Source organism: Glutamicibacter ardleyensis (assembly GCF_014644555.1).
Taxonomy (GTDB): Bacteria; Actinomycetota; Actinomycetes; order Actinomycetales; family Micrococcaceae; genus Glutamicibacter; species Glutamicibacter bergerei.
Window position 1 is genome coordinate 24,820 of the sequence record NZ_BMKX01000009.1, and the last position, 24,441, is coordinate 49,260.

The 24,441-nt window shown below is 60.5% G+C and carries 24 protein-coding genes; all 24 read left to right on the forward strand.

Translation table 11 applies throughout. The features are described from left to right. Positions 1-17: 17 nt before the first annotated feature. A complete protein-coding gene (locus IEX04_RS14940) occupies positions 18-425 on the forward strand; it encodes a flagellar export protein FliJ (protein ID WP_188686760.1) in 408 nt (135 codons plus the stop codon). Next, entirely contained in the window at positions 422-1,228 is an 807-nt protein-coding gene (locus tag IEX04_RS14945; RefSeq protein ID WP_229677178.1) for a C40 family peptidase, read from the forward strand. The genes IEX04_RS14940 and IEX04_RS14945 overlap by 4 nt, the downstream gene beginning before the upstream one ends. Next, entirely contained in the window at positions 1,225-2,961 is a 1,737-nt protein-coding gene (gene fliK / locus IEX04_RS14950) for a flagellar hook-length control protein FliK (protein WP_194446463.1), read from the forward strand. Before IEX04_RS14945 ends, fliK begins: the two co-directional genes overlap by 4 nt. Before the next feature lie 13 nt (positions 2,962-2,974). After that, a complete protein-coding gene (locus tag IEX04_RS14955; protein ID WP_188686767.1) occupies positions 2,975-3,442 on the forward strand; it encodes a flagellar hook assembly protein FlgD in 468 nt (155 codons plus the stop codon). Positions 3,443-3,506: 64 nt separating this feature from the next. Next, positions 3,507-4,679, forward strand: a complete 1,173-nt coding sequence (locus IEX04_RS14960; protein WP_188686770.1) for a flagellar hook protein FlgE — start codon at positions 3,507-3,509, stop codon at positions 4,677-4,679. Positions 4,680-4,759: 80 nt separating this feature from the next. After that, complete coding sequence (locus IEX04_RS14965; RefSeq protein ID WP_188686773.1) at positions 4,760-4,972, forward strand: flagellar FlbD family protein; 213 nt, start codon at positions 4,760-4,762, stop codon at positions 4,970-4,972. A gap of 28 nt (positions 4,973-5,000) precedes the next feature. Beyond that, on the forward strand, positions 5,001-5,819 hold the full coding sequence (locus IEX04_RS14970; RefSeq protein WP_188686776.1) for a motility protein A: 819 nt from the start codon (positions 5,001-5,003) through the stop codon (positions 5,817-5,819). After that, positions 5,816-6,622 carry an OmpA/MotB family protein gene (locus IEX04_RS14975; protein ID WP_188686778.1) on the forward strand — a complete coding sequence of 269 codons (807 nt, stop codon included), beginning with the start codon at positions 5,816-5,818 and terminating at the stop codon, positions 6,620-6,622. The genes IEX04_RS14970 and IEX04_RS14975 overlap by 4 nt, the downstream gene beginning before the upstream one ends. Positions 6,623-6,716: 94 nt before the next feature. Then, positions 6,717-7,631 (forward strand): flagellar motor switch protein FliM, encoded by a 915-nt coding sequence (locus IEX04_RS14980; RefSeq protein ID WP_188687030.1) that lies wholly within the window; start codon positions 6,717-6,719, stop codon positions 7,629-7,631. Next, positions 7,628-8,377, forward strand: coding sequence for a flagellar motor switch protein FliN (gene fliN / locus IEX04_RS14985; RefSeq protein ID WP_188686781.1), 750 nt, complete (start codon positions 7,628-7,630; stop codon positions 8,375-8,377). Before IEX04_RS14980 ends, fliN begins: the two co-directional genes overlap by 4 nt. 17 nt (positions 8,378-8,394) lie before the next feature. Beyond that, positions 8,395-8,838, forward strand: coding sequence for a FliO/MopB family protein (locus IEX04_RS14990; RefSeq protein ID WP_188686784.1), 444 nt, complete (start codon positions 8,395-8,397; stop codon positions 8,836-8,838). Continuing rightward, positions 8,838-9,671 carry a flagellar type III secretion system pore protein FliP gene (fliP, locus tag IEX04_RS14995; protein ID WP_188686787.1) on the forward strand — a complete coding sequence of 278 codons (834 nt, stop codon included), beginning with the start codon at positions 8,838-8,840 and terminating at the stop codon, positions 9,669-9,671. The genes IEX04_RS14990 and fliP overlap by 1 nt, the downstream gene beginning before the upstream one ends. Before the next feature lie 2 nt (positions 9,672-9,673). Next, complete coding sequence (gene fliQ / locus IEX04_RS15000) at positions 9,674-9,949, forward strand: flagellar biosynthesis protein FliQ (protein ID WP_188686791.1); 276 nt, start codon at positions 9,674-9,676, stop codon at positions 9,947-9,949. 1 nt (position 9,950) lies between these two features. Continuing rightward, a complete protein-coding gene (fliR, locus tag IEX04_RS15005) occupies positions 9,951-10,712 on the forward strand; it encodes a flagellar biosynthetic protein FliR (RefSeq protein WP_382344652.1) in 762 nt (253 codons plus the stop codon). Further along, positions 10,709-11,830, forward strand: a complete 1,122-nt coding sequence (locus IEX04_RS15010) for an EscU/YscU/HrcU family type III secretion system export apparatus switch protein (protein ID WP_188686793.1) — start codon at positions 10,709-10,711, stop codon at positions 11,828-11,830. Before fliR ends, IEX04_RS15010 begins: the two co-directional genes overlap by 4 nt. Beyond that, a complete protein-coding gene (locus IEX04_RS15015; RefSeq protein ID WP_188686796.1) occupies positions 11,827-13,881 on the forward strand; it encodes a flagellar biosynthesis protein FlhA in 2,055 nt (684 codons plus the stop codon). The genes IEX04_RS15010 and IEX04_RS15015 overlap by 4 nt, the downstream gene beginning before the upstream one ends. Then, the gene (locus IEX04_RS15020; RefSeq protein WP_188686799.1) at positions 13,859-14,794 is read left to right on the forward strand and encodes a hypothetical protein; all 936 of its coding nucleotides are present in this window, start codon (positions 13,859-13,861) and stop codon (positions 14,792-14,794) included. Before IEX04_RS15015 ends, IEX04_RS15020 begins: the two co-directional genes overlap by 23 nt. A gap of 33 nt (positions 14,795-14,827) precedes the next feature. Next, positions 14,828-15,085: a carbon storage regulator CsrA gene (gene csrA / locus IEX04_RS19030; RefSeq protein ID WP_188686802.1), complete on the forward strand. Its 258-nt coding sequence runs from the start codon at positions 14,828-14,830 to the stop codon at positions 15,083-15,085. A 635-nt stretch (positions 15,086-15,720) separates the two neighbouring features. Further along, entirely contained in the window at positions 15,721-17,229 is a 1,509-nt protein-coding gene (locus IEX04_RS15030) for an amino acid permease (protein ID WP_188686805.1), read from the forward strand. 195 nt (positions 17,230-17,424) lie between these two features. Next, entirely contained in the window at positions 17,425-17,721 is a 297-nt protein-coding gene (gene groES, locus IEX04_RS15035; protein ID WP_096253924.1) for a co-chaperone GroES, read from the forward strand. 100 nt (positions 17,722-17,821) lie between these two features. Beyond that, complete coding sequence (gene groL / locus IEX04_RS15040) at positions 17,822-19,420, forward strand: chaperonin GroEL (protein ID WP_188686808.1); 1,599 nt, start codon at positions 17,822-17,824, stop codon at positions 19,418-19,420. A 244-nt stretch (positions 19,421-19,664) separates the two neighbouring features. Then, a complete protein-coding gene (locus IEX04_RS15045; protein WP_188686812.1) occupies positions 19,665-21,848 on the forward strand; it encodes an acyltransferase family protein in 2,184 nt (727 codons plus the stop codon). A gap of 97 nt (positions 21,849-21,945) precedes the next feature. Continuing rightward, positions 21,946-23,451: an IMP dehydrogenase gene (gene guaB / locus IEX04_RS15050; protein ID WP_188686813.1), complete on the forward strand. Its 1,506-nt coding sequence runs from the start codon at positions 21,946-21,948 to the stop codon at positions 23,449-23,451. 138 nt (positions 23,452-23,589) lie between these two features. Further along, positions 23,590-24,441: hypothetical protein (locus tag IEX04_RS15055; RefSeq protein WP_194446464.1), on the forward strand; the 852-nt coding region annotated here is incomplete at its 3' end.

Below are 24,441 nucleotides of genomic sequence, written 5' to 3' on the forward strand. Positions count from 1 at the left end.
TGCCTAGGAATTTCAGCTTGTCTGGCTTGTTGCGGCTTCGCCGGCTGCAAGAGACCAAAGCAGCGGGAGAACTGTCCAACGCCAACCGACAGGTGCAACGCCGCCGCAGCGAACATGAAGCCATGCGCCAAGAACTGGCAGGCGGTGAAAGCTATCCGGTAGACAGCGACACCCTGCTGGCTCTGATGGCTTCGCGCGCCGCCACCCGTGCGGGACTGCGCGACATGGAAGCAATGCTCTCGGCCGAGCAAGCCGAAGCGTTGTCGGCTACCCAGGCGCATCAAGCTGCGCGCGCCGAGGTAAAAGCACTGGAAAAGCTGGAGCACCGCCACGTGACGGAACTGCGTGCTGAGGATCTGGCCCGAGAACAGCTGATACTTGACGATTTGACCAGCACTGCAAACAAGGAAGGAAGCCGCACATGAGCCTTGGTGATGCCATGTCCCGCATCGGGGCAATTCAAGACACAATTTCTCAGGTCAGCGGCGTTGCTTGGCAGTCCTCACCGACGGCAGTGCGGGCCAGCACAGCGTCTGCCGCGACCAGCGCCCCGGCGGTTCCCGGCAGTGTGGCGACGCCGGCAAGCTCCATCCCACCCACAATTTTCAGCCAGGCTCTGCAAACCGCAGTGGAAACCACAACACAATCCCAGAAAACCAATGCACCACAGCCAGCAACGGTGGCACCAGCAGAGATCAAGGCAAAGAGGCCAGTCTCCCCGGTAGCCGAGCCTCCGGCGACTGCCGGCGGAGCCGACGGTACCGCAGTCGTTGCGGCAGCAAAAAAATACTTGGGCGTGCCCTACGTCTGGGGAGGGAACAATCCGAACGTAGGTTTGGACTGTTCCTCCTTCGTGCAGCACACCTTCAAGGATCTAGGAATTTCCTTGCCTCGTGTGGCCCGCCAGCAAGCGAAGGAAGGCACCGAAGTTCCTTCGCTCGCGCAAGCCAAGCCCGGAGATCTGATAGTGACTCGGGGCGGCGGACATATAGGCATTTATTTGGGCGACAACAAGATGATCCATGCGCCACGTCCCGGTGAAACGGTGAGCATCCGAGAACTGTTTGAAACCGACGCAACCATCATGACTATTCGCCGTATCGTGCCGGCCGTAGCTCCTGCAACCGCCGAAACGGCATCCGGCAATTCAACTAATCCCATTGCCGTGGAGAACATTGTGGCGACGGCGCAGCGCGCACTCTTTGAGAATCAGGTGGTGGGTGCATGATCGGCAATAGTCAAACTTCGCTTGGTGGGGTTCTTGCTCCAGCCGTAAGCTCAGTGACCCTGAGTAGTGAACTACTGGGAACATCTGGTGGGCACAGCGCTGGCTCGGATGCGCCGGCGCAACTGTTTACCGATGTCCTTGCAACGCACCTTGGTGCGTTACGCCCAGATGAGAAGTCAGCGACCGCTGCCCCGGAAATAGCTAGTGGGCAGCGGCAAAGCGTGCTGGCCAGTGAAATTAGTCGTGCCGGTGAGCAAACAACGCTGCGCATCGACGTTCCCCAGGCCCCTTCAGCCGTCGCTTCCGGCACACCAGCCGCCGTGGCGGCGCAAGAGGTGCCTGCAAGTGCAGTTCGAAGTGCGCAGAACCTCGACATTGCGACGAACCTGTTGCTGCGTGTGGCACCGGGAGAGCTGGCACCGTTGAGCAACACATCGCCGGACGCAGGCGAAGACCGTGCAGTGTCCACAGTTGCGGCACCAACAGAGCAAAATGCTGAGCTCTTCGGTACCCAGCAACTAGAGGTGGCAAAATCCTTGATGCTCCGTGTCGAGAGCGGGACAATCCATGATCTGCGCCTGGAGCAGGACTCGCCGTCTCTTAGTCCGATACTGGCAACCCCCGCAGCTCCGGATCAAATGCAAAACAATGCATTGATCACCTCACCGGGCAAAGAATCTTCCTTAGCAGAAGGTTTCTCCCACCCCGGGACGGACGAGGTCTCGGCCGGCAGGGAAATCACCGAACTTGGAGCGCCGCAGGCCATTGATCCACTGGGCGAATTGGCCCCAGAAAACACTGCTCTTGGCTCGGCACCGCGACAGGAAATTGCCCGTCCCTTGGACTCTGCCCGGCCGCAGAACTTTGAACCAGCACCGGTTCACGGCAACGGCACCGTATTGGTGGCTGAAGCCGTGATTGCGCCGAGTGCGGCTTCGCGCACCGACGTAGCTGCATCAGAAATCCCGGAGTTCTCCATAGCTGAAACAACGCCGGTACAAACGGCCAGGGTATCTCCATCGACCACCGGTGAACCCGAACAGCTGCCAGCTCCTGTGCCTACCCAGGCACCGATGCAAATAGCGGGACCGGCACGCATGGAAGCTACCGCGCCGGCTTCCAGCATCATGAATTCGCAACAGGTGCTGACTGGGACTGCAGCCGTCACGGCAGCAGAGGAAACGGCTGCTGCTGTGCCAGCGACGCATTCCAGCGTGCCTCAGCTCATCACCGGTGATGCTCCGCAGGCCGCGCCAACTGCCGCAGCACATGCTCCTCGGCCAAATCCGGTGTACCCGGCCCTGCATCGACAACTCATCGGGCCCATCACCACCTTGGTCACCGAGGCCAATGGGGAGAAAACCATCAGCATCAATGTCGCTCCGGAAAACCTCGGTCCGGTCACTGTCAAAGCCCACCTCGGTACCGAGGGATTGCGCCTGGATGTCAGCGCTCCCACCGAAGCCGGGCGCGAAGCATTACGCGCCATGCTTCCGGAATTGCGCAAGGAACTTGCTGCCACCGGAGGCGGGCAGCTCAACCTGGCCTCGGGAGAACAATCAGCACAACAGCAGCAGCACTCCGGTGCTCAGACACCAAATCCCTGGGGTTCGCGCACTGCCGAATACGTGGCCTCCCAGTTTGCAGGTGTCAGCGGAGAACCTGCTCCAGCGGCCGAACCCCCAGCACAGACCGGACCGGCCGGTTCGGCTCAACTCGACGTGATCGCCTAAGGAAGGAAGAACCATGAGTGTCTCTGCCATTGAACCCTCCCAATTCGGGAATACGGAAACAGTCACCCGTGCGCCCAAGCAAGCCATGGACTCCGAGGTCTTTTTGCACCTGCTGGTCACTCAGCTGGCCAACCAGGACCCGAGCTCTCCGATGGACAGCAACCAGATGATATCCCAAGCCACGGAACTGGCCTCCATGGAGCGGATGAACACGCTGGCCGCTACCCAGCAATCTGCCCTGGATATCCAAGCGCGCCAGGCAGCAGCGGCGCTGATTGGCCAGGAGATCACCACCGGATCCGAGCCGCCGGTCAGCGGAGTGGTGGACTCGGTGTCCTTCAACGAGGATGGTCCGTTACTGCGGGTAGGTGAACAGCTGATTCCCTACGCACAGGTCATCAAGGTAAATGCCGCGCCAGCCGCAGAACAACCGGTGGCCCCGGAACCGGAAGGAACACCGGGCGAAAGCCAGAACGTTTGAGTTAGCCACGAACACCAACTAGAGCACATCCCCGAGCAATTCTCCTTACATAGAAAGTCTTAAAATGCTCCGTTCACTGTATTCAGGAATTTCAGGTCTACGCGCCCACCAGACGATGCTGGACGCCACCGGCAATAACATTGCCAACGTCAACACCTCCGGCTTCAAATCCTCATCGGTCCAGTTCCAGGACACCCTGTCGCAAATGACCCAGGGTGGCACCGCACCTGCAGAGGACGCCGCCGGCGGCAACCCTGCACAGGTTGGACTGGGTGTGCAGGTAGCTGGAATCACCACGAACTTCGCCCAAGGCGCCGCGCAGAACACCGGGCGCTCCTCGGACATGATGATTGCCGGCGACGGATTTTTTGTCACCCGCAACGGCAACGCCAACTCGCTGACCCGCGCCGGAGCTTTTGACTTTGATGCCAATGGGCGGCTGGTCAGCCCGGACGGCGGCATTGTCCAGGGCTGGATGGCTGACAATGCGGGGAACCTTGCCACGGGTGGAGCGCTCAGCGATATTGCCCTGCCCAAGGGAATGCTTTCTCCGGGCAGCGCCACTACCGCCGCCACCATGGAAGGCAACCTGCCAAAGGAGGCAGCGCCCGGTGAGCAGTTGGTGCGCGAAATCGAGATCTTCGCTGCTGACGGCACCTCATCGATGCTTTCGCTCAGCTTCACCCGCACCGGCAACGGCTGGACCGTGGCGAACAGCGATGGCACCGGTGCCACTGCGGCCTTGGCCCAGCAGCCAGACGGCTCACTGACCGGACCGGCAACCACCGCGTTCAAGGGTGTCAACGTCAATTTGAGCGGTCTGACCGGGTACGCGGAACTGCGCACGGTGTCCATCGCCAACCAGAACGGACGTGCCGCAGGAACCCTTGAGTCCTTCACCCTCGGCGCCGACGGGTCGCTGACCGGTGCCTTCTCCAACGGCACCCAGCAAGTCGTGGCGCAGATTGCTCTGGGCAACGTGACAAACCCTGCGGGTCTGCAGAAAAATGGCGGCTCCTCCTACTCGGTGACTGCCAACTCCGGAGCCATCGAGTTCGGCACTCCGGGTTCCGCCGGCTTCGGCTCCATCTCCGGGGGCATGCTGGAAATGTCCAACGTGGACCTGTCCCAAGAATTCACCAACCTCATTGTGGCCCAGCGCGGTTTCCAAGCCAACGCACGCATCATCACCACGGGAGATGAAATTCTCCAAGAACTGACAAACCTCAAGCGCTAGCCGCGCGGCTCTGGGCAGGAACGCAGCTAACGCGTAGCGCGTTCCTGCCGAGAGTTGGCAGGTGAAAGGACTGGGTGGACTTGATCGTTTTAACCAGACTGAACAACACCCGCGTAGCGGTCAATGCAGACTTGATCGAGCGGATACAGCAGAACCCGGACACCGTAGTCATCATGGCCAACGGTGCCAAATACGTGGTGCGCGAAACCATGGAAGACATCGTTTCCCTGTGCGCCGGCTACCGGGCACGAGTCATCTCCTTGGCTCGACTGCACGACCGCGCCACACACTAACCGCCAGCAGCTTCGACGAAGGACTTCCTTGGATCCCGCAACACTCATAGGCCTGTTGCTGGCCTTCGGCGCCATGTTCACCATGATCATCATGGAAGGCGCCAGCATCACTTCCATCTTGCTGCCCGCACCGATGATCATCGTCTTCTTCGGCACCCTGGCGGTTGGCCTGGCCAGCGGCACCATCAAAGACACCATCTCGGCAATCAAAATGCTGCCCAAGGCATTTCGTGGAAAACTTGCCCCTGCCGGGGACACCATCGACAAGCTCGTTGAGCTGGCTACGGTGGCCCGCAAGGATGGGCTGCTCGCATTGGAGGCCGAAGGCCGCGGCATCAAGGACCCATTCCTTTCACGCTCGCTGCAGTCACTGGCCGACGGCATGGATGGCGACGAACTCAGCGAACAGCTCGAAGACGATATTTCCAGCAAGGAACGCGCCGACGCGGTGGGCTACAAGTGGTTCAACACGTTGGGCGGCTACGCGCCGACCGTGGGCATTATCGGCACCGTGGTTTCGCTGACCCACGTACTGGAAAACCTCTCCAAACCAGATGAACTGGGGCATATGATCGCTGCAGCCTTCGTCGCCACCCTGTGGGGACTGGTTTCCTCGAACTTCATCTGGCTGCCTATTGGAGCCAGGCTGCGCCGGCTGTCCGAAATCGAGGTCGAGCAGATGAATGTGGTCATGGAGGGAGTGCTCGCGATCCAATCCGGCATCCAGCCCTTGCTGCTTGATGAAAAACTGCGTTCCATGCTGCCGCCAACCGCCGCCGGCAAGAAGGGCAAGAAGAACGCGCTCGCCGTGGCCGAGGAGCCCGAGAGCTTTGAGGCGGCCGCGTGAGCCGTCGGCGCAGCCGCCGGTCTTCCGTTGCCCAGGAACCGGAGAACCACGAACGCTGGATGGCCTCCTATATGGACATGGTCACCGTGCTGATGTGCCTTTTCATCGTGCTTTATGCCATGTCCACGGTGGACCAGGGTAAATTTGCGGCGTTGAAGGACTCGTTGGCTACAGGGTTTGGCGTCGAAGACATCCAGCGCATCGACACCGCCGAGGGAGTCGTGGTGCCGCCGGAACTCTCGGGTACCACCGGGTTGCTGGCAGATACGACGCTTGAGGGTATGGGCCCCGAAGAACTGGCTAAGCGGGCCGAAGCAGAACATTCGGAACTCGACGCGCTGCGCAAGAAAATAGATGCAAAACTCGTGGAGACCGGCCATGCCGGGGTGGCTGCATACAATATCGACGCACGCGGACTGACGGTGCTCCTGGTGAGCGCCGAAACTTTTTTTGTCCCGAACAGTGCCGAGCTGGCAAACGAAGCCGAAGAAATCATCGACGCGATTTCCCCCATCTTGGCGGACTCAGGCAAGCATATCCAGGTGGAAGGTTTCGCCGACGAACTGCGCCCGATTGATCCGTACCCCACCAACTGGGAACTGTCCGCCAGCCGGGCCACGGGGGTGCTGCGCGCCATGGTCGAGGACGGATCGGTGGCCCCTGACCATATTGCCTCCGTGGGCTACGGCGATGCCCGCCCTTTAAAGGGAAATGAGAAGCGCTCGCTGAACCGGCGCGTGGATATTGTGGTGCTCTCCGATCAGCCAGAATCGGTCAGAAATCTGTTAGCACAGGTGAAGTAGTCTTTTATCCCACTTGTTGGTGCGTTGCGCGAAGAATTTGCGCACTTGGCTAACCAGCACGGTTTTTGTGCCGATAGTGCGGTTCGTGACTTCTATGCCCGCGGGCGTTGCCGGATCCGGCGGCTCGCTATTCTCCTCTGCCAAGGCCTCCAAAGCAGTAGTCTATGATTTCCGCCGTCCCACCAATTTGCGCCGCGAACATGCCCGGGTGCTGGAGATGGCCTTCGAGACCTTTGCCCGTCAATGGGGAACCCAGCTGACGGCAAAACTCAGGGTGCTGTCCCAAGCAACCCTCGAATCGGTGTCCATGCTCAGCTACGACGACTATGTGGCCGAACTTCCCGCGCAAACCACCATGGTGCTCTGCGAAGTCGAGGGCCGCGAGGCCCGTACCGTCATCCAGTTCCCTGCGGCCGAGGCACTGAATTGGGTAGCTCACATGCTGGGCAGCAGCACCGATATCGACGCGCCCGAACGTCCCTTCACGCGTATCGAGCAGACTCTCGTGCGGGCACTGATGGTTGAGGCCCTGGAAGATCTGCGCTATTCGCTGGGTTCCTTGCTGCACCGCGAAATATCGGTGCTCTCGCTGAGCCACCAGCCGCAGTTCGCCCAGGCGGCCCCGAAGTCCGAGATCATGATTGTGGTCAAGCTCCAGATCCGGGTGGGGGAGCACCGGGTTGCATCATCCGTTGCGCTTCCGGCAGATCTGCTGCTGCCCCAACTGGGAGACGCGAACCCGCGCACCCCGGTGGAGGAAGCCGCTGGACTGCTGAGCCAATCGGTGGCCACGGTCCCGGTGGAAGTCGCACTGAGCGTCAAGTCCGCCACGGTCAAACCCCAAGACATCCTGAATCTGGCTGTGGGAGACGTGCTCCCGCTGGGGCATCGAGTACACAAGCCATTTGAACTTTCCATAGAAGGCCGCCGGCTGGGTACCGCCGCGGCTGGAACCCGTGGCGGCCGGATTGCCGCAGTCATCGTTTCGACCGAGGAGAATTCGCTATGAGTTCACAGACCCCATCCGCGACCGCACTGCATTCAGTCGCACTGTATAGCGCCGCGGCGGAAGCCCTGGCGGCCATGCTTCCGGCCAACTCGTCGGTCGAGGCAGTGCCCTTCACCGGCGCACGCGGTGAACTTTTGAAGCTCACCGCCGGCGAGACTGTCGGCGCAAGCTTTGTAGGACAGCCTTCTGCCGAAGTTGCCTTGCAGGTGAATGCTGAACTGCTCGGTGCCGGAGAACAGCGCCGTTCGGCTCGCTTCTCCACCGCAGATCTTTTGCGTCCGGCGCTGGAAGCGTCCACGGCGGTGCTCGGTGCCGGAGTGCTCTCCACGCAGAATGCCCCAAGCGCCCAAGCACTTCTCGAAGATCCGGAAACCGTGTGCTTTGAATTGCGCGTCTCCGGTGAGAACGCAGGTTTCTTCGCCATGCGCCTGCGTGACAACGCGCAGGTGCAGCCTGCCGCCGAGACCGGCGCTCCGGCACCTCTGGAGGATATCGCCAGCAGGTTGGGTCGGATCAATAACGTGGACATGTCGCTGACAGTGGAAATCGGCCGCACTCGAATGTCGGTACGCGATGTGCTGGGTCTGGAGCCCGGCGCGGTAGTGGAACTTGATCGTTCGGCAGGCGCGCCGGCGGACATCTTGCTCAATGGCAGGCTCATCGCCCAGGGCGAGGTTGTGGTCATGGACCAGGATTACGGCGTGCGCATTACCCAGATTCTTGATGTTGATGGGGGACCGGCCTAGCCGTGGATAGTTTTTTCATGCTGCTTCGGGTCATAGTATCCCTGGCGGCGGTCTTCGGGCTGCTTTTCTACCTGCGCAAGAAGCTCGGTGCACGTATGGGTGCAGCGCCTTCCGCGCAGCTTCGCATCATTGAACGCAAACAGCTGGCGGCGAAGTCCAGTCTTGCCCTGGTGGAAGTATCCGGGCGCCGCTACCTGCTGGGAGTCGCAGAATCCAGCGTCAACGTCCTGGATTCTTATGAAGCACCCGAAATCGAAGAATCTGAAGAACCGGCGGACGGGCAGCCAGTTGAAAGCCAGGATACTGAGGGGGAGCGCGAAAAAGCATTTGCTCTGACGCTGAACCGGAGCTCTGCGAACTTCAAAGCTCTCAACGGCCTGGCAGATCCGCTGGCCGGCTCGATACTTTCGGCGCAGACCTGGCGGAACATGCGCGAGGCCTTGCGCAGGACAGTACGCTAATGCAGCTTCACAAGAGAACAATCGCAATTTCCCGTTCGCTGTGGCTTCGCCGCACGCTGCTGCTCGGAGCCATCCTGGCCGTGCTGCTGCTGTGGCAGCTGGCCGCGGCTATTCCGAGTTTTGCAGTACCGGTGGCACCGAACCCCACCGATGGCAACGGCGGACTTTCCGTAGAAATTAATGGCCCGAACGGCACTCCGAGCTCCGCCATCGTCACGTTGATTGCGATCGCGCTGCTTTCGGTTGCCCCGGCTCTACTGCTGATGATGACCTCCTTCACCAAGATCTTCGTGGTGCTGGCCTTCACCCGCAATGCCTTGGCGCTGCCAACCATTCCGCCGAACCAGGTGCTTGCAGGGCTGGCGCTGTTCCTTTCACTGTTCATCATGGCCCCGGTGCTCAGCTCCATGAACGAGATCGGGGTGCAGCCCTATCTGGATGGCAGCATCGACTTGCCCAAGGCGCTGGAAGTCGGCGTGGTGCCGTTGCGCGAATTCATGCTCGGCCAGACGCGCGAGGCGGATATCGCATTGATGACCAGGGCAGCGAACCTGCCAAACCCGGGTTCCCCCGATGATGTCGCGCTGACCACGCTCATACCGGCTTTCATGATTTCCGAGCTGCGAGCAGCATTTATTATCGGCTTTGTCATTTTTGTTCCCTTCCTCATTATCGACCTGGTGGTGTCCTCGGCGCTGATGTCCATGGGCATGATGATGCTGCCACCGGTGATGATTTCCTTGCCCTTCAAGATCCTGCTCTTTGTGCTGGTTGACGGCTGGGGCCTGATCATCACCTCGCTGATCGGTTCCTATCAAGGCGGGGGCGGCTAACCATGGACTCCAACGCCGTATTGGACATTGGCATGTCAGGATTGCTGATCGCAGCAAAACTTTCGGCACCGGTGCTGATCACCTCGCTGGTGGTGGGCTTCGCCATTTCCCTATTCCAGTCAATGACTCAGATTCAAGAAATCACCTTGTCCTTCGTGCCCAAGGCCGTAGCTGTGGCCATTGCACTGCTGGTCTGCGGGCACTGGATGATTTCGGAAATCGTCGCGTTCACCCACGAGCTGTTCGACAAGATTCCCGGACTGCTGGGAGGCGGATAGTTTGCTGGCCACGCTGCCGCTGCAGTTCCTGGAAGTCCTGATGCTTGCCGCAGTGCGGGTGACAGCATTCCTGGTGATCGCCCCGCCGTTCTCGCATAATGCCATTCCGCTGCGCATCAAAGCGATGCTCGGGGTCTGCCTGGCGTTGGCCGTGACCCCGCGGCTCAACGAGCGCTACACCTCGCTGGGCACCGGTGACTACATGGCGGCACTCGTGGCAGAACTGCTGGCCGGCGCGGCCATGGGCTTTATGGTCATGCTTGTTTTTGCTGCCATTCAATCAGCAGGCGGCCTGATTGACTACTTCGGCGGTTTCGCTATGGCGCAGGGCTTCGATCCGCAATCCATGGTCAACGGCGCGCAGTTTGCCCGTTTCTTCCATTTTGCAGCCCTCGCGTTGCTGGTGGCTTCGGACGGATATCAGCTGGTGCTGGCCGGCTTGTTCCGCTCATTTGATGCGATCTCCCTGGGTGCCGGGATCGCGTTGGGTTCCAGCGCGCAATCGCTGAGCGCGGCGCTTGGCCAGATGTTTCTCTCAGCCGTGCAGATTGCCGGTCCGTTGCTGGTGGTGCTGATGCTGGCCGATATCGGCTTGGGACTGCTGACCCGCGCCGCCCCGGCGTTGAATGCCTTTGCCATGGGGTTCCCCTTGAAGATCTTCATTACCCTGATGCTTGCCAGCTCGGTGTTTGTGGTGCTTCCCGCGGTAGTTTCGGCACTGGTGCGCGAAGCGCTGACCTTGTTCCCGGGAGCCGGATCATGAGCCAGGATTCGGGCGAGCGCAGCGAAAAGGCCACCGCCCAGCGCATGAAGGAGGTCCACTCCAAAGGCAAGATGACCCGTTCGCAGGATCTTGCCGCTTGGCTGGGCATCGGTGCCGCGGCGGTCATGCTTCCCGGGGTGATTACCCGGGGCCGGGAGGCGGCGAGCGAATCGCTGTATTTGCTGGATGGGATCGCGTTGGATCCGCAGCCCGGAACTCTGATCACGGTGCTCGGTGATGGCATGTCCACCTTGGGATTCATCCTGGGGCCGTTGTTTGCCGTGGTACTGGTGGTGGTCGTGGCCACCGCCGCGATCCAGGGAGGCATCCGCTTCCGCACGTTCAAACTGGATCCGGCAAACCTGAACTTGCTCACCGGTGTGCAGCGGGTCTTCGGCTTTCAGGCGCTCTGGCAGGGAATCAAGGCCTTGCTCAAGGTCGTGGTGATCGGGCTGGTGCTGTGGTTCGTCATTGCTTCGTTGATGCCGTTGCTGCTCCAGTCTGGTTCCTTGCCGTTGTCCTCATTGCTCTCTGCAAGTTCCGAGGGGACCGCGTCGTTGATTCGCGCCTCGGTGATTGCAGGTCTGGTATTGGCCGCGGCAGATGTCTTCATGGTGCAGCGGCGCAACCGGAAACACACACGCATGACCCGCAAGGAAGTCACCGATGAGAACAAGCGCAGCGAGGGTGACCCGTTGATCAAATCCCAGCGCCGGGCCCGGGCCATGGATATGAGCCGGAACCGGATGATCGCCGCGGTGGCTGACGCGGACGTGGTGATCATCAACCCCACGCATGTGGCCGTCGCACTGCGCTATCAGCGCGGTGTTGCCGCGCCGAAGGTCGTGGCCAGGGGAGCTGACCACGTGGCGACCCGCATCCGCGAGGAAGCCGCCGACAAGAAAGTGCCCATGGTGCGTGACATCCCCTTAGCCAGATCCTTGCACAGCGAATGCCAGCTGGGCGATGAAATCCCCGTCGAATGCTACAACGACGTGGCCAGAGTGCTGGCTTTCGTGATGTCGCTGAAAGCCCGGGGTGCGTCCACCGGCGTGCATGCCTCCCCGAATCCGCGGTCCAGTACCGCAGCGCGTGACCATGGAAGGAACCAGTCATGAACTTCTCTGCACTGCCCAAAATTGCTGTGCCGCTCGGTGTAGTGGGCATCATCATGCTGCTGGTGGTTCCGGTCCCGGCAGCATTGCTTGATTTCCTGTTCACCGTGAGCATCCTGCTGGCGCTGGTGATCTTGCTGATCACCATGTTTGCCAAGCGGCCGCTGGATTTCTCGGTCTTTCCGTCACTGCTGCTGGTGGCTACCTTGCTGCGGCTGGGGCTGAACGTCGCCTCGACCCGTCTGGTCCTCGGCCAGGGCTACGCCGGCGAGGTGATTGCGGCCTTCGGAAATATTGCGGTGAGCGGTTCACTGATCATCGGCTTTGTGATCTTCTTGATCCTGGTGGTTATTCAATTTGTGGTGGTCACCAAGGGTGCCGAGCGTGTGGCCGAGGTGGGTGCGCGATTCACCCTCGACGCCATGCCGGGCAAGCAGATGGCCATTGATGCGGATCTGAACGCCGGTTTGATCACCGACGCGCAGGCCCGCGAACGACGCGCAGACGTTGCCGCGGAAGCCGACTTCTACGGGGCGATGGACGGTGCCTCGAAGTTCGTCAAGGGTGACGCCATCGCCGGGCTGATTATCATCATCATCAACCTGGTGGGCGGCATTGGGATCGGGATGATCTCCCAGGGCATGTCCATCGGCGATGCCATGAACACCTATGCGCTGCTGACTATCGGCGACGGACTGGCCACGCAGATTCCGGCATTGCTCATGGCGGTGGCTACCGGCATGATCGTCACGCGCTCAAACGCGTCGGAAGACATGGGGTCCAAAGCCTCCGCGCAGCTGACGCAGTCGCGTTCGGCATTGCAAATTGCCGGGGCCGGAGCTATTGCGCTGGCGCTGGTACCCGGTATGCCGAAATTGCCCTTTGTACTTATCGGCGCGCTGCTGATCTTCACCGCGGCGCGGATCAAGGTGGCGCGTACCCGGGCGGATCAGCAGTTGGAGGTGGCCAAGGCGAATGAGGCCGCGTCTGCCGCGAAGGAAACCCCGGAAGACCTGATGGAAAAAATGCGGGTGCATGCCTTGGAAATCCAGCTGTCCGCGGACCTGGTGGACCTGGTCAATGGTGGGGGAGATGACCTGTTGGCCCGAGTGCGCGCCCTGCGCCGCCGAGTGGCCATGGACTTAGGGCTGGTGCTGCCTCCGGTGCGTACCCGCGACAGCGTGGACCTGCCTCCTGCCACCTATGCCATCAAGGTTGCCGGGGTCGAGGCTGGCCGCGGCACCGCTCCGCGCGGCAAGATCTTGGCCCTAGGCGACCACTTGGAGACGCTGCCCGGAGAACAAGTGATGGAGCCGGTATTTGGTCTTGCAGGCAAATGGGTCCCAGCTGAGTTGCGGCATAATGCCGAGATGACCGGGGCCACCACCATTGACCGGGTATCGGTGATCGTCACGCACCTTTCATCCATCGTCCAGGCCCAGGCTGCCCGGCTGCTCACCAGGGAGGACGTCCGTCTGCTGACAGATTCCGTGCGCGAACTAAACCCCTCGGCAGTTGAGGAACTTACTCCCGCGCTCATTTCGCTGGCCGAGGTCCAGCGCGTGCTGCAGGGGCTGCTCGCCGAGCAGGTGCCGATCAACGACTTGGCGAGAATTTATGAGGCTCTGGCGCTGCGCGCGAAAACCGGTACCGAACCCGAAGGGCTGATCGAGGCGGCACGTGCCGCGCTCGGACCAGCCATCGTGGCCAAATATCTGGAGGGGCAATTGCTGCGTGTGGTGATGATTGATCCGCTGTTGGAGCAGACCATGCTTGAAGGCATGCGCCCCTCGGAAAACGGCACCCAGATCATGCTTGATGCGCAGCGGTTGGAAAAGGTGCTCGAGTCGGTGAAGAACATTGCAAATGATCTGGAACGGCGCGGGTTGTCTGCGGTGCTGGTGTGCGCTCCGGCGCTGCGCCCGGCGGTGCACAAGTTGCTGGGATCTGGAGCGTCTGCCATACCGGTGCTCTCATATCAAGAGGCCACCGCGGGTGGGGCCACCATCGAGACCGTAGGAGTGGTGCGCAGTGCCGACGCAATATCAGCTTAATGGGTCCAGCCTGCAACAAATCCAGCAGCAGGCGACAGAACTATATGGTGAGAATGCCCAGATTATGAAAGCCGAAAAAGTGCGCACCGGCGGAATCATCGGGTTCTTTTCCAAGGAGCATTTTGAGGCAGTGATCCAGATACCAGAAACTGGAAAACGAGAACCTAAGGCGGAGGAACCATCAGCCGGACGGTCTCTGCATCAGCTGCTGGAACGTGCCGACAAAGAAGAACAAGGCATGGCCAGCACCCAGGCTATGGATCCTGTATCGAGGCAAAGCTCCGCCGAGCAATCCAGCGCGAGTTTCGGCAAAGAACTTGAGGCGCAGGTAATTGCGCTGGATCCGGACGCCAGCCAGCATGCCGGACTCGTGGGCGCCGAGGAGGAAATCGAGGCGGAACTCGCACGCGAAAACGCCCATTTTCGTGACCGCGTACGCGTTTTGCCGCCTGCCGCTGTCGGCGGCCAGCAGGTTCTGGTTATTGGCTTGGGCCGTGACGCGCTGGATGCGTCGGCTGTCCTTGATGACGGATCTGCTCTTCGCCGCAATGCGGGGGAACTGGCTCAGCTCATCGATCCGAACCCGGTCTCGCGCAAACCCTTGAGTGACAGGCAAGGGACATTGCGCGCCCGCGCCGCCGCGGTAGAGCAGCAGCGCACCTTGCTGGTCTCTCTCTCGTTGACTTTTGCACAACCTCTGGACGCCCAGTTGCAGCTGATCTCGCAGCTGCAACCAGACCAGCTATGGGTGTCGGTGGACGTTTCGCGCAAGGCCGAGGACACCGCACAATGGGTGTCCCAAGTTGTGGCGGCGCACCCCGTCTCCGCTGTGCTCGCGTTGAACGCAGAACTGACGTCCTCGGCCCAATCGGTCACCGAGCTGGGTTACCCGGTGCGCTGGGCCGGGCACTAACCTCGAGCCGTGGGACACCGGTATGCTTAGTAGGTGCTGGTACTCACTCGAAAAGTCGGAGAACAGGTCCTGATCGGTGAGGACGTCGTTGTGACGGTCCTCGACGTCAAGGGCGATTCAATCAAGATTGGATTTGATGCCCCCCGCGGGATCAAGATCCAGCGTGCCGAAATGCTGGCTGCAGTCACCGAAGCGAACCAGCAGGCCGCCGCGAGCACTACGGAAGCCACGGCAGAAACTTTGCGCGCGCTCTTCGCCACCAAGAAACCGCCGGTTGACCCCTCCGCCTGAAATTTACACTTGATCCTTTAGCGAGCAGAACGTCGCGCCGTATCTGATCAGTCGCATAGCTTCCCCCAGACGACTCATGGTGGCTTGATACCGATTCATTGTCGGGAAATCTCGGCGTATTCATGGTTTGCCTGTCGAAGAAGCGCCATTGGACAACTCACGAAGCCAGACGCCTTGTTGTTGTTTTGGCAACTGCGAAGACTGGTGCGGCTTTATGACATTTTTGCGTCACATCCAAGATTCTTCAGCCAGGCAACCATGAAGCAGATAAGAAGAAACATGCCGAAAATCCCCTGTGTACGTTTGAATGCCCCGACTGGAAATCTGAAAAGCAGCCCAACTTAGGGATAGTATTACTTATCCTTCGATACCCAGTGAGCAAGTGTTGCTTCATGAATGCGGGATAAGCGGATTTCATTTTGCGCCTCAGCGGCATGTGCTTTTATCCTCCGCCGCCGAGTTCAACAAGCAGGATTCACCCTCAAAAAGAATCGACCGAGGGGCCTCCAAGGCTGCGCGTCAAATGGCTGTGACTCGCATCGCATCCCGGGCTCAACTCGTGTTGTATGTCACCTGTGAGCAAAGTATTCCTGACGAAAGACCAACCCACGGTCCCGCAACGAGGCGGCGCTTCAATGGGAGCAGCACCATTAGGCGAAACAGGAGGAAACCAGCTCAAGCGAGGGCTGAGCAGCCGGCACCTGCAGATGATCGCCATCGGCGGATCCATCGGCACCGGCTTGTTTGTCGCGTCCGGCGGAAGCATTGCCCAGGCAGGTCCTGGCGGAGCACTGGTGGCGTTCGCCGCGGTAGGCCTCATGGTCTACCTGCTGATGCAGTCTCTGGGTGAAATGACGGCGAAGATCCCAGTGGCCGGATCCTTCCAGACGTTTGCCACTCGCTTCGTCTCACCATCGTTCGGCTTCGCCATCGGCTGGAACTACTGGTTCAACTGGGCGATCACCGTCGCCGCCGAGCTGGTCGCCGCAGGCATTGTCATGAGTTTCTGGCTGCCCGATGTTCCTGGCTGGGTCTGGGCCGGCGGATTCCTCATCGTCTTGACGGCACTGAACGCCTTGTCCTCCAAAGCTTTCGGCGAAGGCGAATTCTGGCTTGCATTGATCAAGGTCGTTGCCGTGATTGCCTTCATCATTGCCGGCGTGCTGATGATCTTTGGAATTCTCGGAAGCCATACCGACCCGCTAGCTAACTGGCGCGAAGGCAAAGATGTCTTCAACGGGGGATGGCTGTCCATAGTGGCGGTCTTCATGATCGCCGGGTTCTCCTTCCAGGGCACCGAGCTGGTGGGTGTAGCCGCTGGGGAAGCTAAAGACCCGCGCCGTGAAGTACCTAAGGCGGTGCGCACGGTCTTCTGGCGCATCATGCTGTTCTACATTGGCGCAATTTTCGTCATCGGCACTCTGCTGCCATTCACGGATCCGAGCCTGATGGCCAGTGGCGAAGCCGACGTTGCTTCCTCACCGTTTACTCTGGTCTTTGAACGCGCAGGCATCGTCTTCGCTGCCGCCGCAATGAATGCTGTCATTCTCACCGCGATTCTCTCCGCAGGAAATTCGGGGCTCTACGCCTCCACGCGCATGCTGTACTCGATGGCGCATGACGGCAAGGCACCGAAGATCTTCGGCCGGACCAACTCGCGCGGGGTGCCCATCTTCGCGTTGCTGGCCACCGCCGCCGTGGGACTCTTCGGATTCCTCGCAGCGCTGGTAGGCCAAGGTGCGGCGTACGCCTGGCTGCTCAATGTCTCAGGGCTCTGTGGATTCATTGTCTGGGTGGGCATCGCAGTTTCGCATTACCGGTTCCGCAGGGGGTACGTGGCTCAGGGCTATGACCTCTCGGATCTTCCCTATAAAGCGCCGCTCTTTCCGCTGGGCCCTATCGTTGCCTTTGTGATGCTGCTGTTGGTCATTGGCGGGCAGAACTTCGAGGCCGTGGTTGCCGGCAAGGGCTTGGAAGTGCTCTCCGCCTACATTGGCCTGCCATTATTTCTCGGCTTATGGCTGATTCATCGCTTCCTTACTAAATCCAAGGTGGTGCCATTGCTGGAGATGGATTTGTCTGCCCCAGCGGATATCGAAGAATCAGCGAAAGTCCGCTCTGCGCGAACCGGTGTGACGAACTAGGGCAATCATTAGCACTCGCCTTGACCGAGTGCTAATTCACGGCCTAAAGTCATCAGTGGGTGCTAAGCGCGAGCTCTGCTTACGCGACGCACACCGCCTGACTGGATCACACCAACTGGCACCGCGACGACGGTTGGTCCAATGCCATAGGGCGAAACCCTACATTCATTGGTTCATACACGAAAAGGAGAGACCATGTCTGTCTCCATCAAACCACTCGAAGACCGCATTGTCATCAAGCAGGTCGAAGCCGTAACCACCACCGCATCCGGTTTGGTCATCCCTGATTCCGCCAAGGAAAAGCCACAGGAAGGCACCGTTGTTGCAGTAGGCCTTGGCCGCATCGACGACAAGGGCAACCGTATTCCTTTGGACGTTGCTGAAGGCGACGTAGTGCTGTACTCGAAGTACGGTGGAACCGAAGTTAAGGTCGGCAACGAAGAGTACCTGGTACTTTCGGCTCGCGACGTTCTGGCAGTCGTCGTAAAGTAACGCCAACCTCGTAGTTTTATGGTCCCATCCTTGGATTTCATCACTGATCTCAAAGGGCTCGGGGCCGGACTGCGACCTATGCTATTTCAGGAGTTAGTGCATGGCTAAGCAGCTAGCATTTAATGAGGAAGCGCGACGCGCCCTCGAAGCGGGCATTGATAAGCTCGCAAACACCGTGAAGGTCACCCTCGGCCCACGCGGTCGTAACGTGGTCCTCGCCAAGAGCTGGGGCGCACCAACGATCACCAACGACGGTGTCACCATTGCGCGTGAGATCGACTTGGAAGATCCATACGAGAACCTCGGCGCACAGCTGGCCAAGGAAGTTGCCACCAAGACCAATGATGTTGCTGGCGACGGCACCACCACCGCGACCGTGCTGGCACAGGCACTGGTCAAGGAAGGTCTGAAGAACGTAGCAGCCGGCGCTGCACCAGGCGATATCCGCAAGGGCATTGAACTGGCAGTGGAAATTGTTGCCGAACGCCTGAAGGCTAACGCCGTGGCAGTCGAAGACAAGGTTGCCAACGTGGCATCGATCTCCGCACAGGATGACGAAATCGGCGACCTGCTCGCCGAGGCCTTCAAGACCGTGGGCACCGATGGTGTTATCACCATCGAAGAGTCGTCCACCACCGCCACCGAACTGGTCCTCACCGAGGGCATGCAGTTCGACAAGGGCTACCTGTCCCCGCAGTTCATCACCGACGCAGAACGCCAGGAAGTTGTCCTGGAAGACGCAGTAGTGCTGATCAACCCGGGCAAGATCTCCACCGTGGCAGAATTCTTGCCACTGCTGGAAAAGGTCTTGGAGACCAAGAAGCCACTGCTGATCATCGCCGAGGACGTCGAGGGCGAAGCCCTTTCCACCTTGGTAGTCAACAAGCTCCGCGGCCTGCTGAACGTAGTTGCCGTCAAGGCTCCAGGCTTCGGCGACCGCCGCAAGGCCATGATGCAGGATCTCGCGATCCTCACCGGCGCCCAGGTAGTCTCCGCCGAACTAGGTCTGCAGCTGGACCAGGTTGGCACAGAGGTTCTTGGTTCCGCACGCCGCGTGACCATCACCAAGGATTCGACCACCATCGTTGATGGCGCCGGAACCGAAGAAGACGTTGCAGAGCGCGTAGCCCAGCTGCGTGCAGAGCACGCCCGCACCGATTCCGAATGGGACCGCGAAAAGCTGGCGGAACGCCTGGCTAAGCTTTCCGGTGGCATTGGTGTCATCAAGGTAGGTGCCTCCACCGAGGTTGAACTCAAGGAACGCAAGCACCGTATCGAGGACGCAGTGTCCTCGACTCGTGCCGCGCTCGAAGAGGGCATCGTTGCCGGTGGCGGTACCGCACTGGTTGATGCACTGTCCGCACTGGACGAAGACGCACGCGTCACCTCCGCCGAAGGCGATATCGCCGCCGGTGTGGGAATCGTCCGCCGCGCCCTGGTGCAGCCACTGTTCTGGATCGCTACCAACGCCGGCTTTGACGGCGCAGTAGTTGTCTCCAAGGTCGCAGAGACCGGACCGAACGAAGGCTTCAACGCCAAGACCGGTGTTTATGAGAACCTGCTCAGCGCAGGCGTCATTGACCCAGTGAAGGTCACCCGTTCGGCACTGGTCAACGCATCTTCGATCGCTGCTCTGGTACTGACCACCGAAACCCTGGTTGCCGAGAAGGCTCCCGCGGAAGAGGCGCACGCCCACTAAGGGGTTTTCCCTTGACCGAATGCCGTCACCAGCTAGAGCTTCCGCTCTGGCCGGTGGCGGCATTTTGTTTTCTCATACACGGCTTTATCCAAGGCACGCCCACTGTGAGCCATTCGGTTCGCCGTTAACTCGTAGCTAAACCACACAAGTCAGCCCCTTTTGGTCACTTCACTAACTAGCATCTGCACCGACGCGCACAGCTTGTACCAAGCTCATAACGAAGTTCACTTGGTAAAATTGCTGGTTGTCCGCTGAGACCACGGTCTTCGGTGGAGCACAGACCACAGAACCGAGCAGGAAAGCCACAGCCGTGTCCCAAGCGATCAGCAGCACTAAAAACACCGTGCCTTCCGCGGGTTTTCGTGCCGATTTGCAAGGACTGCGCGCGCTCGCCGTGCTCTTGGTGATGTGCTATCACATCTGGTTCTCCCGGGTCTCCGGCGGGGTAGACATCTTCCTGATGCTCTCAGCCTTTTTCCTCACCGGATCGCTGTCTCGCAAACTCGGCAGTGGCCAGAAAGTCTCGGTGCTCGGTAACTGGCTGCACCGCTTCTCCCGGTTACTGCCGCAGGCGGCGCTGATCATCGTGGCCACCGCGGTCACCGCATGGCTGGTACTGCCGGCCACCGGATGGCTGGCGCTGATCAACGAAGCGTTCTCCTCTCTCTTCTTTAAACAGAACTGGGCCTTGGCCGAGACCAATGTGGACTACTACGCGTTCAACACCTCTGCCTCCTCGCCGCTGCAGCACTTCTGGTCGCTGTCGGTCCAAGGGCAGATCTTCATCCTCTGGCCGGTATTGCTGGTGGTGTGTGCTTTCATCTGGCGTCGCTTTTTATCGCGTTACCGGTTCGAGCTCATTGCGTTCATCATGTTCGCCGCCGTATTTGCCGGTTCGCTTTCCTACTCCATCTACCTGACCGCGGCCGATCAGCGCCTGGCCTACTTCCACACCGGCACCCGGATGTGGGAATTTGCGCTGGGTTCCATGCTCGCCTTGGCCTTGCCGCTGCTGGCGCGATTGCCTGCTTGGCTGCGCCGCCTCGGCGGCTGGACCGGGCTGGCGGTCATCGTCTCCTGCGGTGCGCTGCTGGATGTTGAAGGCAAATTTCCCGGCTATCTGGCCTTGGTGCCGACCCTCGGCGCCGCGCTGCTGATCATGGCTCCGGAACCGCGGTCATGGAAGAACCCTGCCGGGTTCTTGAGCGTGGCACCACTGGCCAAACTGGGCTCGCTGTCCTACGGGATGTACCTGTGGCACTGGCCGCTGCTGGTTTTCTACCTGCAGCTGGCGGGGGTGGACCACGCCTCACCACTGGCCGGCACGGTGCTCATTATCGGGTCCATCGGCTTGTCCTGGCTGAGCACCCGATGGGTTGAAAAGCCTTTGCTCCGGCTGGAACGATCCCGGGTGCTGCCGATGCTGGCAACGGTGCGCCGTCCCCAACTGGTTTCCCAAGCCTTCGTCATCACGCTGGTGGCGCTGCTGGCCGCCGCGCCGATCGCCGTGTGGGACTCCAACGTGCAGCAGCGCAAGGTGCAGGCAGCTTCGCAGTCTCCGGAGGAAAACCCTGGCGCTCAGGCGACCGCGGACTGGGATCCGTCCCCGGCCGCCCTCACCTTGCCGCTGCGCACCGATTTAGACACCGAGTGGCAGACGCCGGGGGATCACTGCACGGGTAAATACTCGCCGCAAGATCCGGCGATCATGTTCTGCAATCAGGGCGGGGACCCCAACGCCGCCCCGGACCTGGTCCTGCTCGGTGACTCACATATCCAGCACTGGTCCGATGCCGCCGCGGCCACCGTCGAAGCGTCCGGTGGCAGCTGGGTGATGATCTATCATCCCGGATGCCGCTACGGTTCGAGCACCATGCCCTGGGATGCCCAAGAGTGCGCCGCGTTCCAAGAAGCCGCGCAAGACTACGTCACCAAGCTGGCGCCCTCGATGGTGCTCACCGTCGCCACCCAGACCGTGGGCGCACCGGATGAGTTTGGAAACTCCGCGGCGTCCCAAGAAACCATGGTTGATGGCTACGCGGCGGCGATCGATCCGTTCGTGAAAGCCGGATCCCAGGTCATTGCGATGCGCGACACCCCGCGCTTTGAGTCCTCCATTCCGGACTGTGTGGGCCGGCACCGATCCGATGACACCGCCTGCGATGCACCGGTGGCGGATAAGCTCGCCGCGGTCAACCCGGTCGATACCTTCTTGGCTTCGCATGATTACGGCTCCGCCGTCCGCTCATTTGAGATGACCTCACTGCTCTGCCCGGAGGGTATCTGCAAGGCGGTGATTGGCAACGTGCTGGTTTACCTCGATGATTCACACCTGTCCAAAACCTTCGTCAACAGCGCCGCCACCCGCTTCGCCTCGGCGTTTAGCGCGGCTACCGGATGGCCGCGGGAAGAAATGACGTCCCGCTGACGTTAGCTTAGACACAGATCTTCGACGAGAATCGTCTATAGGCCAAAAGAGATCTACCATTTAAGCAACCTCCGCTTTCGCTCCGAAAGGTTCTTACGTGACTGAGTTCAACCCCTTTGCCTTTGAAGGACTCACCTACGACGACGTCTTGTTGTTGCCTGGCCCAACGGACGTGATCCCCTCAGACGCGGACACCACCACCCGTTTCACCAAGCGCATCAACATTGCGACACCGATCAGCTCCGCCGCCATGGACACCGTCACCGAGGCCGGCATGGCCATCGCGTTGGCCCGTCAGGGCGGAATCGGTGTGATTCACCGTAACCTGTCCATCGAGAACCAGGCCAGGCAGGTTGACCAGGTCAAGCGCAGCGAATCGGGCATGATCTCGGACCCGGTCACCGTGCATCCAGGTGCCACCTTGGCCGAATGGGACGACCTCTGCGCCCAATACCGCGTCTCGGGCCTTCCGGTCATCGATGAGAACCGCAAACTGCTGGGCATCATCACCAACCGCGACACCCGCTTTGTGCCGCGCGAAAACTTCATGACCACCAAGGTCTACGAGGTAATGACCGGCATGCCGCTGATCACCGCCAAAGAGGGCGTGCCCCGTGACCAGGTCATCGAGCTACTCTCCAAGAACCGCATCGAAAAGCTGCCACTGGTTGATGACAACGGTGTACTCACCGGTTTGATCACCGTCAAGGACTTCGACAAGGCCGAGCAGTACCCACTGGCCACCAAGGACGACGACGGACGGCTGCGCGTAGCGGCCGCCGTAGGCTTCTTCGGTGAAGGCTACGAGCGTGCGATGACGCTGATCGACGCCGGCGTGGACGCACTGGTGGTGGACACCGCCAACGGCCACAGCCAGGGCGTACTGGACATGATTGCCCGGTTGAAAAAAGATCCAGCCGCCGCACACGTGGACGTTATCGGCGGCCAGGCTGCCACCCGCGAGGGTGCCCAGGCACTGATCGACGCGGGCGCCGACGCCATCAAGGTCGGCGTAGGCCCAGGTTCGATCTGCACCACCCGCATCGTTGCCGGTGTCGGCGTGCCCCAGGTCACCGCAATCTACGAGTCCGCCAAGGCTGCCATCCCGGCCGGCGTGCCACTGATCGCCGACGGCGGTCTGCAGTACTCCGGAGATATTGGCAAGGCCCTGGTGGCCGGCGCCGACTCGGTGATGCTCGGCTCGCTGCTGGCAGGCACCGCAGAATCCCCAGGCGATCTGGTCTTCATGGGCGGCAAGCAGTTTAAGGCTTACCGCGGCATGGGTTCCATGGGCGCGATGGAAACCCGCGGCAAGAACACCTCCTACTCCAAGGACCGTTACTTCCAGGCCGACGCACCATCCAACGAGAAGCTGATCCCCGAGGGTATCGAAGGCCAGGTCCCGTACCGCGGCCCGCTCTCCGCAGTGGTTCACCAGCTTGCCGGTGGCCTGCGTCAGACGATGTTCTACGTCGGCGGACGCACCATCCCGGAGCTGAAGGCCCGCGGCAAGTTTGTCCGCATCACCTCAGCAGGCCTCAAGGAGTCGCACCCACACGACATCATGATGACCGTCGAGGCGCCGAACTACCGCTCACGCTAAACCCCGCACGATCAACGCCCCGCACCTGTCCAACAGGTGTGGGGCGTTCTTGTCCCCGCCAAAGAAACTTTCTGCACTTATCCACAGTCGGTTCGCACCCCCACCTACCCGGTCCACCCTTCCGCGCATACTCAAATCATGAACACCACCGCCGGGGCCGCTCTCACCGAACTGCACACGACGCTCACCGAGCTCACCGCAGCCACCGGTGAGCCAGAAAACCTCACCGGCGAAACCCTGCGGACTCTCGCCACGACCGGCACCGCCCTCTTCACCTTCCTGCGCTTACACCTCGCCAACACCACCGATCCCCGCCTCGCCCTAGAGCTCGCCACCATCGGCCAACACCTCGAAGATGAAGCAGCCCGGATCCGTGTCACCGGCGCAGACCGGCTCGCCGCCACCAACGCCCACACCCTGGATGAATCAGAACTCGACACGCTGCGCACCACCGCCCCTGACACCAGCCGCCAGGCGCACCGTTGCGCCGGTAAATCAAGCTTTCAAACACCCGCAGCGCTCCTAGCGTCCTGGACACATATCCCGTTTAGTGAAGCGAACAAACTCATCGGTGACGCCAGTGATCTTATTAGCCGCCGCGATATGGCAGGCAACCAAGTCCCACCACGTTTTGAACACCTCGCCACGTTATTCACCACCCCTGGCCCGGAACAATCACCGGCACTGCACCCATCGGTGGTGCGTGAGACCAGTCAGAAACTCGCCAAACGCGAACCGAAAGACCAAACCTTTGACGGGCTCCGCACCGAGCCGACGTTGTTTCATGCCGATGGCCGGCCGGTCGAAGAACACGCAGCCAACCTGTTAACTGCCGGGCAGAGTGTCGCCGAAACGAACAAGCAGGTCAAAGAGCTGATCACTACCGCGAGCACCACTGCGGGTACTGCGACGTCTTCGTCGTTGCGGAGGGGGTTCTTCCCGTTGCCGATTAAGAACGAGTTCACCCGCGAGTTTTTACTGCGGGTCACC

What these genes read in the sequence shown, in the direction of transcription:
- fliQ (WP_188686791.1), top strand. Translation starts at nt 9,674, where the DNA reads ATGGACTCCAACGCCGTATTGGACATTGGCATGTCAGGATTGCTGATC.
- groES (WP_096253924.1), top strand. Translation starts at nt 17,425, where the DNA reads ATGTCTGTCTCCATCAAACCACTCGAAGACCGCATTGTCATCAAGCAG.
- groL (WP_188686808.1), top strand. Translation starts at nt 17,822, where the DNA reads ATGGCTAAGCAGCTAGCATTTAATGAGGAAGCGCGACGCGCCCTCGAA.
- fliP (WP_188686787.1), top strand. Translation starts at nt 8,838, where the DNA reads ATGCAGCTTCACAAGAGAACAATCGCAATTTCCCGTTCGCTGTGGCTT.
- fliK (WP_194446463.1), top strand. Translation starts at nt 1,225, where the DNA reads ATGATCGGCAATAGTCAAACTTCGCTTGGTGGGGTTCTTGCTCCAGCC.
- IEX04_RS14945 (WP_229677178.1), top strand. Translation starts at nt 422, where the DNA reads ATGAGCCTTGGTGATGCCATGTCCCGCATCGGGGCAATTCAAGACACA.
- fliN (WP_188686781.1), top strand. Translation starts at nt 7,628, where the DNA reads ATGAGTTCACAGACCCCATCCGCGACCGCACTGCATTCAGTCGCACTG.
- IEX04_RS14980 (WP_188687030.1), top strand. Translation starts at nt 6,717, where the DNA reads ATGCCCGCGGGCGTTGCCGGATCCGGCGGCTCGCTATTCTCCTCTGCC.
- IEX04_RS14990 (WP_188686784.1), top strand. Translation starts at nt 8,395, where the DNA reads ATGCTGCTTCGGGTCATAGTATCCCTGGCGGCGGTCTTCGGGCTGCTT.
- IEX04_RS15015 (WP_188686796.1), top strand. Translation starts at nt 11,827, where the DNA reads ATGAACTTCTCTGCACTGCCCAAAATTGCTGTGCCGCTCGGTGTAGTG.
- IEX04_RS15030 (WP_188686805.1), top strand. Translation starts at nt 15,721, where the DNA reads ATGGGAGCAGCACCATTAGGCGAAACAGGAGGAAACCAGCTCAAGCGA.
- IEX04_RS14960 (WP_188686770.1), top strand. Translation starts at nt 3,507, where the DNA reads ATGCTCCGTTCACTGTATTCAGGAATTTCAGGTCTACGCGCCCACCAG.
- IEX04_RS14955 (WP_188686767.1), top strand. Translation starts at nt 2,975, where the DNA reads ATGAGTGTCTCTGCCATTGAACCCTCCCAATTCGGGAATACGGAAACA.
- IEX04_RS15010 (WP_188686793.1), top strand. Translation starts at nt 10,709, where the DNA reads ATGAGCCAGGATTCGGGCGAGCGCAGCGAAAAGGCCACCGCCCAGCGC.